This window comes from Candidatus Paceibacterota bacterium, assembly GCA_035452965.1.
GTDB lineage: Bacteria > Verrucomicrobiota > Verrucomicrobiia > Limisphaerales > UBA8199 > UBA8199.
Genome location: DAOTCE010000008.1, coordinates 80,898 through 97,138 on the forward strand (window position 1 = coordinate 80,898; position 16,241 = coordinate 97,138).

General features: G+C 62.2%; 9 protein-coding genes. 6 read left to right on the top strand and 3 right to left on the bottom strand.

What is annotated here, in order from left to right; genetic code table 11:
• Positions 1–20: 20 nt before the first annotated feature.
• Together carA and P5205_09075 are read left to right on the top strand one after the other, a co-directional pair.
• Positions 21–1,169: a glutamine-hydrolyzing carbamoyl-phosphate synthase small subunit gene (gene carA, locus P5205_09070; protein HSA10506.1), complete on the top strand. Its 1,149-nt coding sequence runs from the start codon at positions 21–23 to the stop codon at positions 1,167–1,169.
• Between the two features lie 114 nt (positions 1,170–1,283).
• Positions 1,284–1,799 (top strand): FHA domain-containing protein, encoded by a 516-nt coding sequence (locus P5205_09075; GenBank protein ID HSA10507.1) that lies wholly within the window; start codon positions 1,284–1,286, stop codon positions 1,797–1,799.
• Position 1,800: 1 nt separating this feature from the next.
• Here P5205_09075 and hemB read toward each other — a convergent pair whose 3' ends face one another.
• Positions 1,801–2,808: a porphobilinogen synthase gene (gene hemB / locus P5205_09080; GenBank protein HSA10508.1), complete on the bottom strand. Its 1,008-nt coding sequence runs from the start codon at positions 2,806–2,808 to the stop codon at positions 1,801–1,803.
• 305 nt (positions 2,809–3,113) lie between these two features.
• A complete protein-coding gene (locus tag P5205_09085; protein HSA10509.1) occupies positions 3,114–3,371 on the bottom strand; it encodes a hypothetical protein in 258 nt (85 codons plus the stop codon).
• 149 nt (positions 3,372–3,520) lie between these two features.
• Between P5205_09085 and P5205_09090 the strand changes: the two genes are divergently transcribed.
• Positions 3,521–5,716: a hypothetical protein gene (locus P5205_09090; GenBank protein ID HSA10510.1), complete on the top strand. Its 2,196-nt coding sequence runs from the start codon at positions 3,521–3,523 to the stop codon at positions 5,714–5,716.
• 544 nt (positions 5,717–6,260) lie between these two features.
• Here P5205_09090 and P5205_09095 read toward each other — a convergent pair.
• Positions 6,261–6,677 (bottom strand): YlbF family regulator, encoded by a 417-nt coding sequence (locus tag P5205_09095; GenBank protein HSA10511.1) that lies wholly within the window; start codon positions 6,675–6,677, stop codon positions 6,261–6,263.
• Between the two features lie 272 nt (positions 6,678–6,949).
• On the opposite strand from P5205_09095, the gene P5205_09100 reads away from it, so the two are divergent.
• The 3 genes from P5205_09100 to P5205_09110 all read left to right on the top strand — a co-directional run bounded on the left by P5205_09100 (position 6,950) and on the right by P5205_09110 (position 16,225).
• Positions 6,950–8,128 (top strand): anhydro-N-acetylmuramic acid kinase, encoded by a 1,179-nt coding sequence (locus P5205_09100; GenBank protein HSA10512.1) that lies wholly within the window; start codon positions 6,950–6,952, stop codon positions 8,126–8,128.
• Between the two features lie 13 nt (positions 8,129–8,141).
• Positions 8,142–9,242 (top strand): sugar kinase, encoded by a 1,101-nt coding sequence (locus tag P5205_09105; protein ID HSA10513.1) that lies wholly within the window; start codon positions 8,142–8,144, stop codon positions 9,240–9,242.
• Positions 9,243–9,490: 248 nt separating this feature from the next.
• Positions 9,491–16,225, top strand: a complete 6,735-nt coding sequence (locus P5205_09110; GenBank protein ID HSA10514.1) for a M36 family metallopeptidase — start codon at positions 9,491–9,493, stop codon at positions 16,223–16,225.
• Positions 16,226–16,241 lie beyond the last annotated feature (16 nt).

A 16,241-nucleotide genomic window follows, 5' to 3' on the forward strand; every position in this document is an offset into this window, starting at 1 on the left:
TGCGTGCTGATGGCTTTGGAATGAACGCTATTTTGGCTCTGGAAGACGGCTCGGTGTTTCACGGCACTGGTTTTGGCGCCCGCGCCTCGGCCTGTGGAGAGGTTTGTTTCAACACCTCCATGACCGGCTACCAGGAAATTCTAACCGATCCCTCTTACAAAGGCCAAATTGTCACGATGACCTACCCCCTCATCGGCAATTACGGCGTCAATCGGCGCGATGTGGAATCCTGGTGCTCGCATGTCGCGGGATTTGCCATTCGTGAACTCTCGCCCGTCGTCAGCAACTGGCGCGCGGAGATTTCGCTGGCGGAGTACCTTGAGCAGAACGGTATTCCAGGCATCGAAGGCTTTGACACCCGGGCGCTGACCCGGAAACTTCGTGTGCGCGGGGCGCTCAAAGGGTTCATTTCGACGGAAGGAACCAGCGCCGCGGAGGCGGTGCAACGAGCCAAGGATTGGCCAGGTTTATTGGGCGTTGACTACGTCAAGGAGGTGACCCACAAGGAGCCATTTCTCTGGGATCAGAATGAAGAGCAGAGCGCGAACTTCAAGCTGGCCCGTGGGGCTGACGCAGCTACAGCACACGAGCCCCTCCCAAAGGCGGACATGCCGATTGTGGCGTATGATTACGGCATGAAGTACAACATCCTGCGCCGGCTGCGGCAGCATGGTTTCAAGACCCAAGTGGTGCCGGCGACAGCCACGGCCGCCGAGGCGTTGCAGTTCAAGCCGGCAGGCATTTTCCTTTCCAACGGGCCGGGGGACCCGGCGGCGCTCGGATACGCTGTTCAAGCTGTCAGCGACCTAATCAAGACCGGCCTGCCGATCTTCGGGATATGCCTTGGCCACCAGATTCTGGGGCAGGCGTTCGGCGGGAAGACCTTTAAACTGAAGTTCGGCCACCGGGGCGGCAACCAACCCGTCAAGGACTTGGAATCCGGCAGGGTCGAGATTACCGCGCAGAACCACGGGTTTGCGGTGGATCCAAGGACGCTGCCGGCGGATGTGGTTGTGGATCGCATCAACCTTAACGATCAGACCGTCGAGGGCATGCGCCACAGAACTAAATCCATCTTCTGTGTGCAGTATCACCCGGAGGCGTCGCCGGGGCCGCACGACTCCACGGGCCTGTTTGCCCGGTTCCGCGCGATGATCGAGAAGCGTTGACTCAGGCATGGCGATGCTGACAAGCTGAGCACAGTGGCCCGGCTATTCTTGCATCTCACGTTTGCGTTTGACTGTGACTGGTCAGTAATGATAATCACGGCACTGAACTGAATTATGGCCAAACTTGTTGTCCTCAGCCCGGGAATGACGGGACGCAGCCAGGAGTTGAAGCTGGACAAGACCACTATCGGCCGGGTCGAGGATAACACGTTCCAGATTGCCGAGCCTTCCGTGTCCAGTCACCACTGCGAAGTGGTGTTGCGCGGCAGCGAGGTGGTGGTCCGGGACCTCAACTCCACCAACGGCACCTTCATCAACGGCGAGCGCGTGACCGAAAGCGTGCTCAAGCCCGGCCAGATTCTCCGCCTGGGCCAGATCGAAATGCGCTTTGAGACGGACGCCCCCGCGGCGCCCTCAAAGAAGCCGCTCGATCATACACTCGTCATGCAGCGCGGTGTCAGCCTCAATGAGCTGGAGCAAGGCACCCACAGCGGCGGATTTGGCACCAAGGGCGCCGGGTTCTCGAAGAAAGACGACAAGGGCAACAAGATCTTCTGGGGTGTGGTGGGCCTCGTCGGCGTTATAATCGTTGTGGTGCTCCTTTACGCCCTGACGATCGCTGGCAAGTAGATCAGGCCTCCTTCAACCAGCGGGCAACGTCCGCGGCTGCGTAGGTAATCAAGATATCCGCGCCCGCGCGGCGCATGGCCAGCAGACTCTCCAGCGTAACGGCGCGTTCGTTGATCCATCCCTTGGCGCCGGCTGCTTTTGCCATCGAATATTCGGCGCTCACCGCATAGGCGGCGGTCGGGTAGCCGAACTCGGCTTTCACGCGGTAGAGCACGTCGAGGTACGCCAGCGCCGGCTTGACCATCACAATGTCCGCGCCTTCCTGAATATCCAGCGCCACTTCGCGCAACGCTTCGGCTGCGTTGGCGGGGTCCATCTGGTAGCTGCGGCGGTCGCCGAATTTCGGCGCGGATTCGGCGGCTTCGCGAAACGGGCCGTAGAAGGCGGAGGCGAACTTGGCCGCGTAGGACATGATGGGCGTTTCCTGGAATCCGAGCCGGTCGAGTTCCGTTCGAATGGCGCGCACGCGCCCGTCCATCATGTCGCTGGGCGCCACCATATCCGCGCCGGCCTGCACGTGGCTGGCGGCAGTGCGGGCGAGCAGCTTCAACGTGGGGTCGTTTAGGATGCGGGGCCCGGACTTGTTGCTCTGGACGACGCCGCAATGACCGTGCTCCATGTATTCGCACAGGCAAACGTCGGTGATGACCAGCAAGTCGGGCAGTTCCTTCTTGAGCAGCCGCACGGCCTGCTGCACCACGCCGTCGGCCGCATAGGCGCCGGAAGCCTTTTCGTCTTTCCGGTTAGGAATGCCGAACAGCAACACCGCCGGGACGCCACATTCGTGCGCCCTGGCGGCTTCGCGCACCAACTCATCCGGCGACAACTGAAACACCCCCGGCATTGCGGCAATGGGCCGTCGCAGCTTGCGTCCACTGCGGACGAACAACGGCAGGACTAATTGCCCGGCGTGCAGTCGCGTTTCCCTCACCAACTGTCGCAACAGGGGTGATTGGCGCAATCGCCGGGACCGGTAGGCCGGAAACTCTCCCACAGGATACAAACGCATAGCGGCATTCTACGTCCGCTCGCGGAACTTCAAAAGTCAAATTGCGGAGGTTGAATGACATCGCTTGCTGGTCCGGCGCAAATGAACGGAGCTTTGCCCGGCAATTGGCAGCCCAAGAGCCGCAGGCCTGGACCGGCCGGCTTTCAGCTTTGGGGGGACACCCAGGCAACCTTCGGCGCCAGGGCCGATGCCCGAACTGTCTCAATATCGGGCACAGGCGGGGGAAGATTGTCCTGAGGTACTGGTCTAACAGGCTCCGCCGGCACCGCCTCACCGAGGCCCAAGCGCGTTGCGAATTGCCGCCCTTACGGTGCTTGCAGCGTGGCTCCGGTCCCCTGGTTGGGCTTCACGTGGTTGATCTTCACCTGGAGCGGAATGGCCGGCTGGGCTTGCTTGTTGAACGAGATGCTCAGTTTGCGCCGGCGCGAGTGGTCGTGCCCCTCGCGCGCGCGAATCTGTGTCAGGACCGCGCCGGGAATTCGCGGCGGCGGCCGCCGGTTGGAGATTTGGGCAAAGCCGCGCATCTCCAGCAACAATTTGAGCATTTGTACTTTGTCGGCCATACACCTTATCCGGAGGACCTGCCCGCAGTTCACGTGCCAGAAGGCTGTGCTCCACGCATTGGAGCCGGGCGCCAGGGGTTGGAAATGCCGCTTGGCAGGCACGCCGGGTTTTGCTTAGCTCACGGCGCCCAATGATAAGATCGCGGTTCATGCTCGCCCTCTCCCTGTGCGTCCTGGCGCTCCCGGGGGCGCTTCCCGCGCAGCAGCAGCCCGCTTGGGAAATGGAAGCGCTGACCGATCAGGGCTGGGCCGAGTTTGATTTTCAGACTGGTCTGGGCCTCGGCACCAACGGCGTGCTGGTGCGATTCGGCACTGCCTTCCTGACCGCCGACCAGGTCAGTGTCAACCAGCAGTCGGGCCTGGTGGCGGCCGATGGCCAGGTCCGCATCCAAAGCGAGAACCAAGTCTGGGCCGGCGAGCATATCCGCTATAACTTCAAGACCCGCCAACTCGAGGCGGAGCAATTTCGCACCGGCAAACCGCCGGTATTCGCCTCGGGCGAGGGCCTGCACGGCGACCTGACCAACCGCGTCTATATCGCCACCAACGGCGTCGTGACCACCGACGATGTGGCCGAACCCACGGTCAAGGTTCGCGCCAAGCACCTCAAGATTATCCCCGGCGACCGAGTCGTGGCCCGCCACGCGACGCTTTATGTGGCGGGGGTTCCCTCGTTCTACTTCCCTTATTACTCGCGCAAGCTGGCGCCGCGTTCCAACAACTTCCGCTTTGTGCCCGGGTATCGCAGCAGTTTTGGGCCATACCTGCTCAGCAGCTACGACTACTTTTACAATGACGTGCTGGATGGCACCATCCACGCCGATTATCGCGAGCGGCGCGGTTTCGGGGTCGGGCCGGACCTCAATTATCACTTTGGCCGCTGGGGCGATGGGTCATTGCGGTATTACTACCTGCACGACCAGGATCCCGACGCGGATGACACGTATGGCGGGATTCCGGACAACCGGCAGCGCGTTTACTTCACCTATCAAGCCAATCCCGCAACCAATTTTACCGTCAAGGGCGTTGTCCGTTACCAGGGCGACACCAATATTGTCCGCGAGTTCTTCGAGGGAGAATACCGCCAGAACCCGCAGCCCAGCACATACGTGGAAATCAACAAGTTCTGGCAGAATTTCAGCCTCGACACCTATGTCCAGCCCCGGGTCAACGACTTCCTCGAAACCGTGGAACGTTTGCCGGACGTCCGGTTGACCGGCTACCGCCAGCAGTTGGGGGCCCTGCCCGTGTATTACGAAAGCGAGAGTTCCGCCGGCTATTACCGCCGCCTGTTCGCGGAAACCAATTCGAGCTTCTCGACGCCTGATTTCTATGCGGCCCGAGCGGACACCTACCATCAACTGCTGCTGCCGCAAACCTTGTTCGGCTGGCTCAACGTCACCCCGCGGGTCGGGGGCCGCCTCACTTACTATAGTTCGGCCTCGGGCACCGGCGCCACCACCGGCGAACGGACCCGCGGTGTCTTTAACACCGGCGCCGAGCTGTCCTTCAAGGCCTCGCGGCTCTGGCCGGAGGCCCATAGCGACCTCTTTGAACTCAATGGCCTCCGCCACATCGTCCAGCCTTCTGTCAACTACGTCTATGTGCCCCGGCCCAACTACCGGGGCGTTCAAGACCTGCCGCAGTTTGACTATGAACTGCCGAGCCTGCGCCTCCTGCCGATTGATTTCCCCGACTACAACTCCATTGACTCCATTGACAGCCAGAACGTGATGCGCTTCGGGCTGCACAACAAGCTCCAGACCAAGCGCCACGGGAAGGTTGTCAACCTCCTGACCTCCGACCTCTATACCGACTGGCGACTGAAACCCAACTCCCAGCAAACCACTTTCGCCGATTTTTACTCCGACCTCAGCTTCAAACCGCGCTCCTGGCTGAGTCTCAACTCGGAAACTCGCTACAGCATCCAGGGCGGCTACTGGCGGTTTTCCCACACCACCCTTAACCTGCACCCCCACAAGTCGTGGAGCTGGACGCTGGGCCAGCTCTATCTTCGCGACGATTTCAGCACCGAGCCCACCGCCTTTGGCACCGGCAACAACCTCTTCACCAGCTCGCTGCTGATCCGTTTCAACGAGAACTGGGGGCTGCGCACCGCACACTGGTTTGAAGCCCGGACCGGAACGTTGCAGGAACAGAGCTATTCCATCTTCCGCGATCTTCGAAGCTGGACCGCGGCCCTCAGTTTCATCCTGCGCGACGATCCCAACCACCCGCAGGATTTCACCGTCGCCTTCACATTCTGGCTCAAGGCGTTTCCGCGGTTGGGTCGCGGCCCCGAGGCTGGCTACCACGCCTCCCTGGCCGACAGCCTGGATCCCTGATCCTGCCATCCATCTCCCCACCGGATGGTTGACAACGCTGAGGGGGGCGTACCCTGGCGTTGGCCTGCAACAGGCCGGAGGATGGCTTGTCAATGCGGTTAGGCTACGGTGTGGTTCCCATGGGGGCCGACCCCCATGGGAACCACACCGTAGCACCACCATGCCGTCACCGTATTCTAAAGCCAAAGGTGCCGGGGTCAGCAGGGACTGGAGGAGGTTGGCAGGCAGTATAACTGTCCTAAAAATGGACAGTGCTCGGTTTGGAAGTCGGGGGTGCCAATTCGGTCATGGTTGACCGGATGAGGGGGTTATATGCCACATCCAAGTGCAAATGGCGCTGATGGGTTGCGAGGTCTGTGGAATTTGCGTCCGCCGGGCATTATGCCCGGCTCCACGGCAGGCAGGATGCCTGCCGCTTCCGCGCTGAGTGGTTTCCGGAATGTGGGTGTGGGCTGGCAGGACAACGCGCGCATCGGGAGTGCGGCAGGCTCCTGCCCTGCTTGCTTTCCCTCGCGAGGCCCTCGTCACTGCTGAGGGGCTGGCGTCAGCAACTGCAGCCGCAGCTTCCGTGGTTGCAGCCGCCTTCGCCCAACTCGTCTTCAGAGGGCAGGCGGCCCAGTTCGAGGGTCTTGCTGACGTATTGGTGGATGGCATGTTTCACCTGGTGCAGTTCCTGTTGGGCATCGAGGAACTCGCGGGCCACCGGGTTGTTCAGCACCGCTTCGCGATGCTGCTCGAAGTCCGAGATTTCCTCATCCGTCAGCGGCATGGACTTCTGTTGCTTTTGCTGCAGTGCCTGGCCTTTGGATACGAGATTGTCGTACTGGGCCCGGGTCGTTTCATCCGCCATGAACCTGTCAATGTGCTGTCGGAGGGTCTTCAGCTTCGGCTCCTCCAGGATGGCCTGGCAGAGCTCACGGGTTTTCCGGTCAATCGGAGTTTCTTCAATCGTCAATGCCATATCAAAAATGCGGTTCGCCTGACTGCTCGTTGACACGGGCGCTTGGCCATTGGGCGTGTCAGCCCTTCAATACAACACATCACCACGCGAAAAGCAAATGTTCGCCGGCTGCAACTGTGTCCGCAGGGGCCCACACCGCCCGCCGCGCCTTGCTTTTGCAGCTCAACTTGGAATTGAGGGAAGCTTTCGCAGGGACATGCGCATTCCTCTCCGGCGCAAGGCGCGCGCTTGTTAGGCGACGCCGGGTTGTCTAGGTTCTCGGGGTGCACTTGATCCGCAAATCACCTCGCGGCGCCCGGCTTGTGGTCGGGCTGATGTCCGGCACCTCGGCGGATGGCATTGACGCGGTGGCGGCGGAGATACAGGGGGACGGACGCCGGTTGCGCGCGCGGGTGCTGGCGCACACGCATCAGTCTTTTCCGCCGATGTTGCGGCGGCACATCCTGCATGTGTGTCTGCATGGGACAGTAGCCGAAATCTGCGAGCTGAATTTCCTGCTGGGCGAGCAATTTGCGCGGGCGGCCCTGGCGGTCATCCACCGGGCAGGGCTGAAGCCGGGGGACATTGCGGCCATCGGCTCGCACGGGCAGACGATTCATCATCTGCCGAACGCGCAAACGCCTTCGACTTTGCAAATCGGCGAAGCGGCGGTCATCGCGGAGCGGACGGGGATCTCCACGATTTGCGATTTTCGCGTGCGCGACATGGCGGCCGGGGGGCAAGGCGCGCCGCTGGTGCCTTATGCCGATTGGGCGCTGTTCACCGACGCCAGGAGGCCGCGCATCGTGCAGAACATCGGCGGCATCGGCAACCTGACCTTTCTGCCGCCGCGCGCCGAGCTGGACGACGTGGTCGCGTTCGATACCGGTCCGGGCAACATGGTGATGGATGCGCTGGCAACGACGCTGACTCGCGGCCGGGAAACGTTTGACCGCAACGGGCAGCGGGCAGCACGAGGGCGCGTGGCGGGAAGGCTCCTGGCGGAGATGCTGGCGCATCCGTTCCTGCGGCGGCCCCCGCCCAAGACGACCGGCCGCGAGGAGTTCGGCGAGCCGTTCATGCGCCAGGTGCTCTCGTTCGCGCGGCGGCTGCGGGTGCGCCCCGAGGATTTGATTGCCACGGCGACCGCTTTCACCGCAGCCAGCATTGCCGACGCCTACCAGCGCTTCGTGTTCCCGAGGCTCAAGGCGGGCGACCTGGCCCGCCTGCAAGTCATTTTGGGCGGCGGCGGAGCGGAGAACCCGGTGCTGCGCCGCATGCTGGCGGCGCGGCTTGGCGTGGGCGAGTTATTGACGCACGAGGATTTCGGCATCGCCAACGCCGCCAAAGAAGCGCTGGCCTTTGCCCTTCTGGCGCACGAGACTTTGCGGGGCAAGCCGGGCAATGTGCCGAGGGCGACCGGGGCGCGTCGGGCGGCAGTCCTGGGCAAGATCGTGCCGGGTACAAACTAAGGAAACAGAGCTTATGGCCATACTGGATATCAAACCGGACGGTTCGTGCAAATACGACCTCGTCGCGCTGGGCGAAATCATGCTGCGGTTCGACCCCGGCGAGGGGCGCGTGCGCACGGCGCGCGCGTTCAAGGTCTGGGAGGGCGGCGGCGAATACAATGTCGCGCGCGGCTTGCGGCGATGTTTCGGGCTCAAGACCGCCGTCTGCACGGCCTTTGCGGACAATGATGTGGGCCGGTTGCTGGAGGATTTCATCCTCCAGGGCGGCGTAGGGACCGAGTTCATCAAGTGGGCGCCTTTCGACGGCGTGGGGCGCACTGTGCGCAACGGTCTGAACTTCACCGAGCGCGGTTTCGGTGTGCGAGGCGCAGCAGGCACCTCGGATCGCGGCCACAGCGCGGCCAGCCAATTGAAGCCAGGCGAATTCGACTGGAACCACATCTTTGGCCAGTGCGGCGCGCGCTGGTTGCACACCGGGGGGATCTTCGCGGGGCTGAGCGAAACGACGCAGCAGTTGGTGATCGAAGCCGTGCAAGCCGCCAGGAAGCATGGCGTCATCGTCTCCTACGACTTGAACTACCGTCCGTCGCTCTGGAAAAGCATCGGCGGCGCGCGGCGCGCCCAGGAGGTCAACCGGGAGATTGCCAGGCACGTGGACGTGATGATTGGCAACGAAGAAGACTTCACGGCCTGCCTCGGCTTCGAGGTGGAAGGCGCGGACGAGCACCTCTCACGGATTGAGACGGCAGCGTTCAAGCAGATGATTGGGGACGTGGTGAAGGCCTACCCGAACCTCAGAGTGGTGGCCACCACGCTGCGGGCGGTCAAAACGGCGACGCGCAACGACTGGGGGGCGATCTGCTGGGCGGGCGGGGAGTTTCACGAGGCGCCGAATCGCCAGGACCTGGAAATCCTGGACCGTGTGGGCGGCGGCGACAGCTTCGCCAGCGGGCTGATTTATGGCTTGCTCAAGTTTAACGATTCCCAGCAGGCCGTGGATTATGGCGCCGCGCACGGTGCGCTCGCCATGACTACCCCCGGCGACACGTCCATGGCTTCGCTCAAAGAAGTGGAAGCGCTGGTGAAAGGCGGCAGCGCACGCGTGCGGAGGTGAGGGCTTGCGGAACCGCGCCGCGAGGGGTAGGGTGTCTCCAAGCGACAGACGGTTTCCCCGGTGCTGGCAAGGCACGAGGCGATTGACGGAGCTGTCCCTTGGAAATGCGTCCGGCAGGCAGCAATCGTAACGCAGGGGCAACTGATTTATTGAACGACCTGCAGGCAATGGCAACAGGGGATAGCAGTAGCAACGCCGGAAATTGAAAGGCCGGCGAGAGTAGAGACATCAACCATAAAGGAGTTTGGATGAGACCACTTTCCATCCGCGCGCTGGCACTGTCGGCTTCGTTGCTGGTCGGCAGCACAGGATTTGCCTTTGTTCAACCAGGGAATCCACCTTTGCCCAACCTGGACAAGCGGCAGAAGCAATCGCCGCAGCTGGCGCCTGCCCAGGCGGCCGCGCTGACCGAACTGCGGGCCCAAGTGCCGAATGTGACTGTAGATTTTGAACCGGTAACCGCCGCGCCCAAGAGCGTGTCTGTGCGGAACGGCTTCTTAAGCGGGCCCGGCGGGCTGGGCAAGGGGATTTCAGCCGGCAGCCTGGCAGGCTTTGCTCCCGCCGACCCGAATCGGGTGACCAAGGCGTTCTTGCAGAGCCACGCTTCGCTTTTCGGCTTCGGACCGGAGGCCCTGGACCAGGCCCGCGTCAGCCGCGAACACGTCACCGCCCGCAACGGGTTGCGCACCGTAGTCTGGGAGCAACAGGTAGACGGCATCGCCGTGTTCGAGGCAGTCCTGATTTCCCACACGACGAAAGACGGCGAATTAGTCAACCTAAGCAGCCAGTTCGTGCCCAAAGCCGAGGCGGCTGCCGAACGAGGCACTCCCAACCGGGCGGCGCTGCTTGCCGCCCCGCCCCTCTCCGCACTCCAGGCGGTGGCCTTGGCAGCGCAGAATGTCCGGGTTGAACTGCAAGCGGAAAATGTGACTGCCTTGGCGGCGGCGGCCAATTCGAGTCAACGGCAGAAGTTCAAGGCGCCGGGATTGAGTGGCGAGGGCGATGCGAAGTTAATCTGGCTGCCGATAAACCAGCGCACGCTGCGCCTTTGCTGGGATGTGGTCCTCACCAGCCGCGCGCGCGGCGAAATGTACCGGGTGCTCGTGGATGCGCAATCGGGCGCGGCGCTGGTGCGACATTGCCTGACCGAATATCACACTGACGCCAGCTACCGGGTTTTTACCAGCGACAGCCCATCCCCGTTTTCGCCCGGCCATGCCACGCCCGCTACCGCCCAGCCGCCGCTGGTGTCGCGGGAATTGTTGACACTCTCGGCCGCAGATACCAACGCCTCGCCGCTCGGCTGGATTAGCGACGGCGACAATCAAACCCTCGGCAACAACGTGGATGCCCACACCGACCGGAACGCCGACGATTCGCCTGATCTGCCGCGCCCGCAAGGCTCGCCCTCGCGGGTATTCGACTTCCCGATGACGCTGACCAGCCAGGATCCGACCAATTATTCGCCCGCCGCAGTGGTGCAGCTTTTCTATCTGAATAATTGGATGCACGACAAGCTGTATGAGCTGGGATTCACCGAGGCGGCCGGCAACTTCCAGAGCGACAATTTCGGGCGCGGGGGCCTGGGCAATGATGCGGTGCAGGCCGACGCCCAGGATGGAAGCGGGTTGAACAACGCTAACTTCTCAACCCCGCCGGACGGCTCGCCCGGACGGATGCAGATGTACATATTCTCCGCCCCCAACCCCCGTCGCGACGGGGACCTGGACGCGGAGGTGGTTCTGCACGAGTACACCCACGGGCTGAGCAACCGGCGGGTCGGCGGAGGCGTGGGCATGAGCGCTTTGCAGTCCAGGGGCATGGGGGAGGGATGGTCCGATTTCTATCCGCTGGCACTCTTTAGCGAGGCGGACGACGACGTGAACGGCAACTATGCCGCCGGCGCCTACGCCAGCCACCAGCTTGGCGGCTCGGGCAACCTGTATAGTTATTACTTCGGCATTCGCCGCTATCCGTTCACGACGGACATGAGCAAGAACCCGCTGACCTTCAACGACATTGACCCTTCGCAGGCCGACTATTGTTCCTCAGGCGCCCCCTATCACACGACCATGTTTGGCACGTGCAGCGCGGGCACCGCCAGCGAGGTTCACAACATGGGCGAAGTCTGGTGCGTCGCCCTATGGGATGCGCGGGCCAACCTGATCAACCGCTACGGCTGGGCTGGCGGCAACCAACTGATGCTGCAACTGGTTACGGATGGCATGAGCCTTTCGCCACCCAACCCGACCTTCCTGCAGGCGCGCGACGCCATTCTTCAGGCCGACCTGGTGAACAACGGCGGGGCCAACCGGAACGAGTTGTGGGCTGCCTTTGCCAAGCGGGGCATGGGCTTCGGGGCGACTTCGCCGGCCAGTTCCACGACTGCCGGCGTGCATGAGTCTTTTGACCTGCCTGACGATTTGTCCATTACCCCCAACGCCAGCTTGATCAGCAGTGGTCCGGTCGGCGGGCCGTTCAGCCCCAACTCGATCAGCTTCACCCTGACCAACGCCGGAAGCAGCTCGTTTGACTGGGCAAGTGTCAGCCCCGCGACCTGGCTGGACCTGGCTCCTGCCAGCGGCACGCTGACGCCGGGCGGCGAGGCGGTTACGGTGACCGCCAGCGTGAACGCGTCCGCCAACAGTCTGGCGACCGGCCTTTACCCGGCTACGGTCTGGTTCACAAACTTGAGCAGCCAAGTGGCGCAAAGCCGGCAGTTCCTGCTGCGCATCGGGCAGCCGGACTACTTTACCGAGCTCTTCGATGACAGCCCGAACGACCTGGCATTTCAGTCCTTCACGTTTACCCCCGACGGGAGCGCCAGCTTCTACTCGGTGTGCCGGGAGGCAACCAACAATTTCCCAACCGATCCAACCGGCGGCATCACAGTGTCACTGAGCGACGATTCCTATGCCGCGGTCACGCTGACGGGAACCAATACCGTGGCCATCTACAGCACGCGCAGAAGCACCTTCTACATCGGCAGCAACGGCTACCTGACGCTGAACTCCGGCGACTCCGAGTATAGCGAATCGGCCGACAGCCACTTTGATCGCCCGCGCGTTTCAGCCATGTTCCACGATCTATATCCTCCTGGAGGCGGCACCATTTACCGTCAGGAACTCAGTGACCGGGCTGTGGTCACCTTCCAGGGCATCTCTGGTATCGGCACGACTCTGCCGAACAGCTTCCAAATCGAGCTTTTCTATGACGGTCGAATTCGGCTGACCTACCTGACCGTCAACTGCCTTTACAACATGGTAGGTTTGTCCGCCGGACAGAGCGTTCCTGCCGGTTTTCTAGAGAGCGACTTGAGCGGCATTGCCCCCTGCACGCCGCCGGATTTCTTGCAGGTCGGTCCCGGCACAGGCCTCGTCTCACAAGGGTATGAAGGCGGCCCCTTCACGCCTTCGAACACTTCCTACACCCTGAGCAACGCAGATACGAATTCACTCGACTGGTCGGCTTCGGCCAGCCAACCGTGGGCCACTGTGGATCCGCTTGACGGGAGCCTGGCCCCTGGAACGACGACCAACGTCACTGTGGCGATCAACGCCAACGCCCAAAGCCTCAGCCCCGACAATTACAGCGCCACGGTCACGTTCAGCAATCTGGAGACGGGCTTCCAGCAAACCCGCAATGTGTCCCTGCTGGTAGCGGCCATCCCCGGTGAAATTGGAGTGCTGGATTCGATTCTCCCGAATGACGACACGAACATGCCCTTCGGGCCGGTCATTGTGGGCTTGAACCGCACCGAGCATATCACCATCACGAACTCGGATGATACGTATGGGCTGGTGATTTCAGGGATCAACCTGGGGAACTCATTCTCTGGACTGTCCGGGGCGGCGGCAAGCGGTGCAGTCGAGCGGGTCGGCACGGCCTTGGACGTGAATCCCGCAGACCTGCAAAAACCCTTTGGGCAGAATGCGGCCAAGGGCACCGGGCCGTCATCCTGCGCCTTCCGGTGGGAGAATCCGCTGACAACCGATGCCAGAATTCTGGTTTACGCGGACGATTACTTTCATACCGCGCCAAACACATACGAGGATCAAGCGCTGAGCCTTTTAGGCCTGTCCTATACCGCCTATTACAATGGGGCTTTCACCAGCTTCGAGACTGCCCTCGCGACAGGCGGCCCCTGGGACCTGGTGGTGTTCGCCAACGACAATGACATTTGTCCACAATCCACGTTGGATGCGTTGCTTGCTTACGTCAATGCCGACGGCAGGCTCATTGCCCACACATGGAGGATGGGCACGTTTTCCAGTCATCAATTGTGGTCGGCATTGGGGGCGGTGTATGTTTCCGACGACACGACGCCGCCCGATCCGGTTTATTGGTGGGAGCCAACACATGCGCTATTCACTAATCCTGAACAAGTGCCGATGTTCACTGCCCTCGCCGCTGTCGGCTACGGCACTTACGGCCAGCGACTAAGCTTGGTGGCTGGCAACAGCGCGCCGGCCGGGTACACGACCACTGCGACTGCCAGCGCCGTGGCGATTGTGGTGGCGCCGAGCGGCCAAACGATCCTGAAGGGCTTCCTGGACGCACAGAATGGGGCCGATCTCGACAGTGACGGCAAGCCGGATGGCGTGGAATTGTGGGCGAACCTGATCAGCAGTCAGCTTGTTCCCCCAGGGTTTCAACTGGCCGGGCTGCCGGATTTCCCGGTCACGGTTGCTCCGGGCAGCAGCCTGACCTTCGACGTAATCTACGCGCCTCAAGTTGTGGTGACGAACACGGGGGTCGTGACGATCGAGAGCAACGATGCCGAAACCCCGCAGGTGAAAGTGCTGCTCTCCGGCCAGGGGATACCGGATTACCTGTCGGTGACGCCCGCGAGCGACTTCGACGCACAGGGGCCGCCTGGCGGCCCCTTTACCCCCGCTTCGACCAGCTATGTCCTGAGCAATACAAGCCCCGTCGCCATCAACTGGACAGCCTCCCCGACCCAGAGTTGGGTGACCGTGATACCGGCCGGCGGCACGCTTGCCGCCAGCGAGTCGGTCAGCGTGTTAGTGAATCTCTCGGCATCAGCCAACGCGTTGACCGTGGGCCTTTGGGAGAACAGCATCACGTTTTCCAATCTGACCACCGGCATGCTCCAGCAACGGGCCGTTGCGCTGAAGATCCAACCGGCCTTTATTGCCCTCACCAACGCTGATGTGGCGCTATTGGCAGAAAGTTGCGGCTCCGGCAATGGCGCTATTGATCCTAACGAAACGGTCACACTGGAACTGGGCCTTGCGAACATGGGCAATGTGCCTGCCAGCAACGCCGTCGTCACCCTTCTGCCGACCGGGGGCGTGAATTCTCCCAGCGGTGCGCAAAGCTACGGCACTCTGCTGCCAGGCGGACCGGCGGTGTCCAATGTGTTCTCCTTTACGGCGACGGGCACATGTGGCGGGATGCTGGCGGTCACGCTTCAAGTCCAGGCTGGCACCAGCAACTTCACTGTTGCTTTCCCCTTCCGCCTGGGCGTGCCGGATGTTGTCCTTAGCGAGAGCTTTGACACCGCCACGGCGCCCGAACTGCCATCCGAATGGACCGTCGCGCTGAGTGGCGCCGGTTCGCCGTGGACGACCACTGCGCTTGGAAAGGACACTGCCCCGAACGCCGCATTTGCGCCGGATCCGAGCTCTACCTGCGACAATCAGCTCACCTCGCCTTCGTTCCTCGCGCCGGCGACCGGCGCACAATTAAGTTTCCGTCACGCCTACAGCACCGAGTCCTGCTGCGACGCAGGCTGGCTGCAGATCTCGATCGCCGGTGGCGCGTTCACCGACATCCTGACCGCCGGCGGCAGTTTTGTAACCAACGGTTATCCCGCCGGCAATGGGTGGCGGGGCACTTCGACCGGCTATCCCGCTTTTATCACTACCATTGTCAACCTGCCGGCGGCTGCCCAGAACCAGAACGTCCAATTGCGCTGGCGGTTTACCGCCGACGGGAGCGTGTCCGGGATGGGTTGGTACGTGGACACGATCTCGGTCGGGGGCAGTTACACCTGCTGTGTTGATCCAGGCATCCCGACTCATTTCACGTGGGATCCTATCGCCTCGCCGCAATGCGCCAGCGTGCCGTTCAACGTCACCATCCGGGCGCGGAATGATGCCGACGGCATCGCCACCAAGTTCACTGGCGTGTTGGCCCTCACCGCTGGCGACTTGCTGACGACCAACACTATTCTGGCGGCGCCTTCCCTTGTCTATTCCGTCGGCGGCAATCCCTATACCGCGGGATACTCCTTTGCCCCCAGCACCAACCTGACCGTGACACATGTGCGCCATTACTTCGGCACCAAGGTCTCGATCTGGACGGATGCCGGCACGCTCGTGGCCAGTCGAGACGTTACCAGCACGGGTGGAACTTGGCTGCAAACAGCCCTGGCCACGCCGGTCCAACTCACGGCCGGCACCACGTATCGCGTGGCCGCTTACTCAGGCGGCGGAACTTACTACTGCCGCACAGACCTGGGCTCGAACTTCCCCAACGGTATAATCATGCAAAGCTACCGGTCATCGGGAGACGCGTTTCCGACCGTATCGGATACCGCGAGATGGTGGCTCGTTGACCTGGCGTACACCGCGTTAGCCGGGTATCCCCTCACTCCGACTGTCTCGGGCAACTTCGTGCAAGGTGTCTGGACTGGCTCGCTTACTGTTGGGCAGACCGCGTCCAACGTCATCCTGCGGGCCGACGATGGAGTTAGGCCTGTCGCCGCCGCCAATCCCATCGAGGTGGTTGGCATGCCGGGGATCGAGACGGAGCGCTTTGGCAACATGATGCTGTTCATCTGGCCGCTCTGGCCTGTCGGGTCGCCGGCTTTCACGCTCGAATCCTCCACCAACCTTTTGCCTTTGTCCTGGGTGCCAATTGCCCAGCCGCCGCTTCAGATTGAGGACTCGTACGTGGTTCCGGTGTACATGTTTGAGCCGCAACGCTACTACCGTTTGAAACTCACTGGCCCCTGAACCCAGGCAGCGGCGT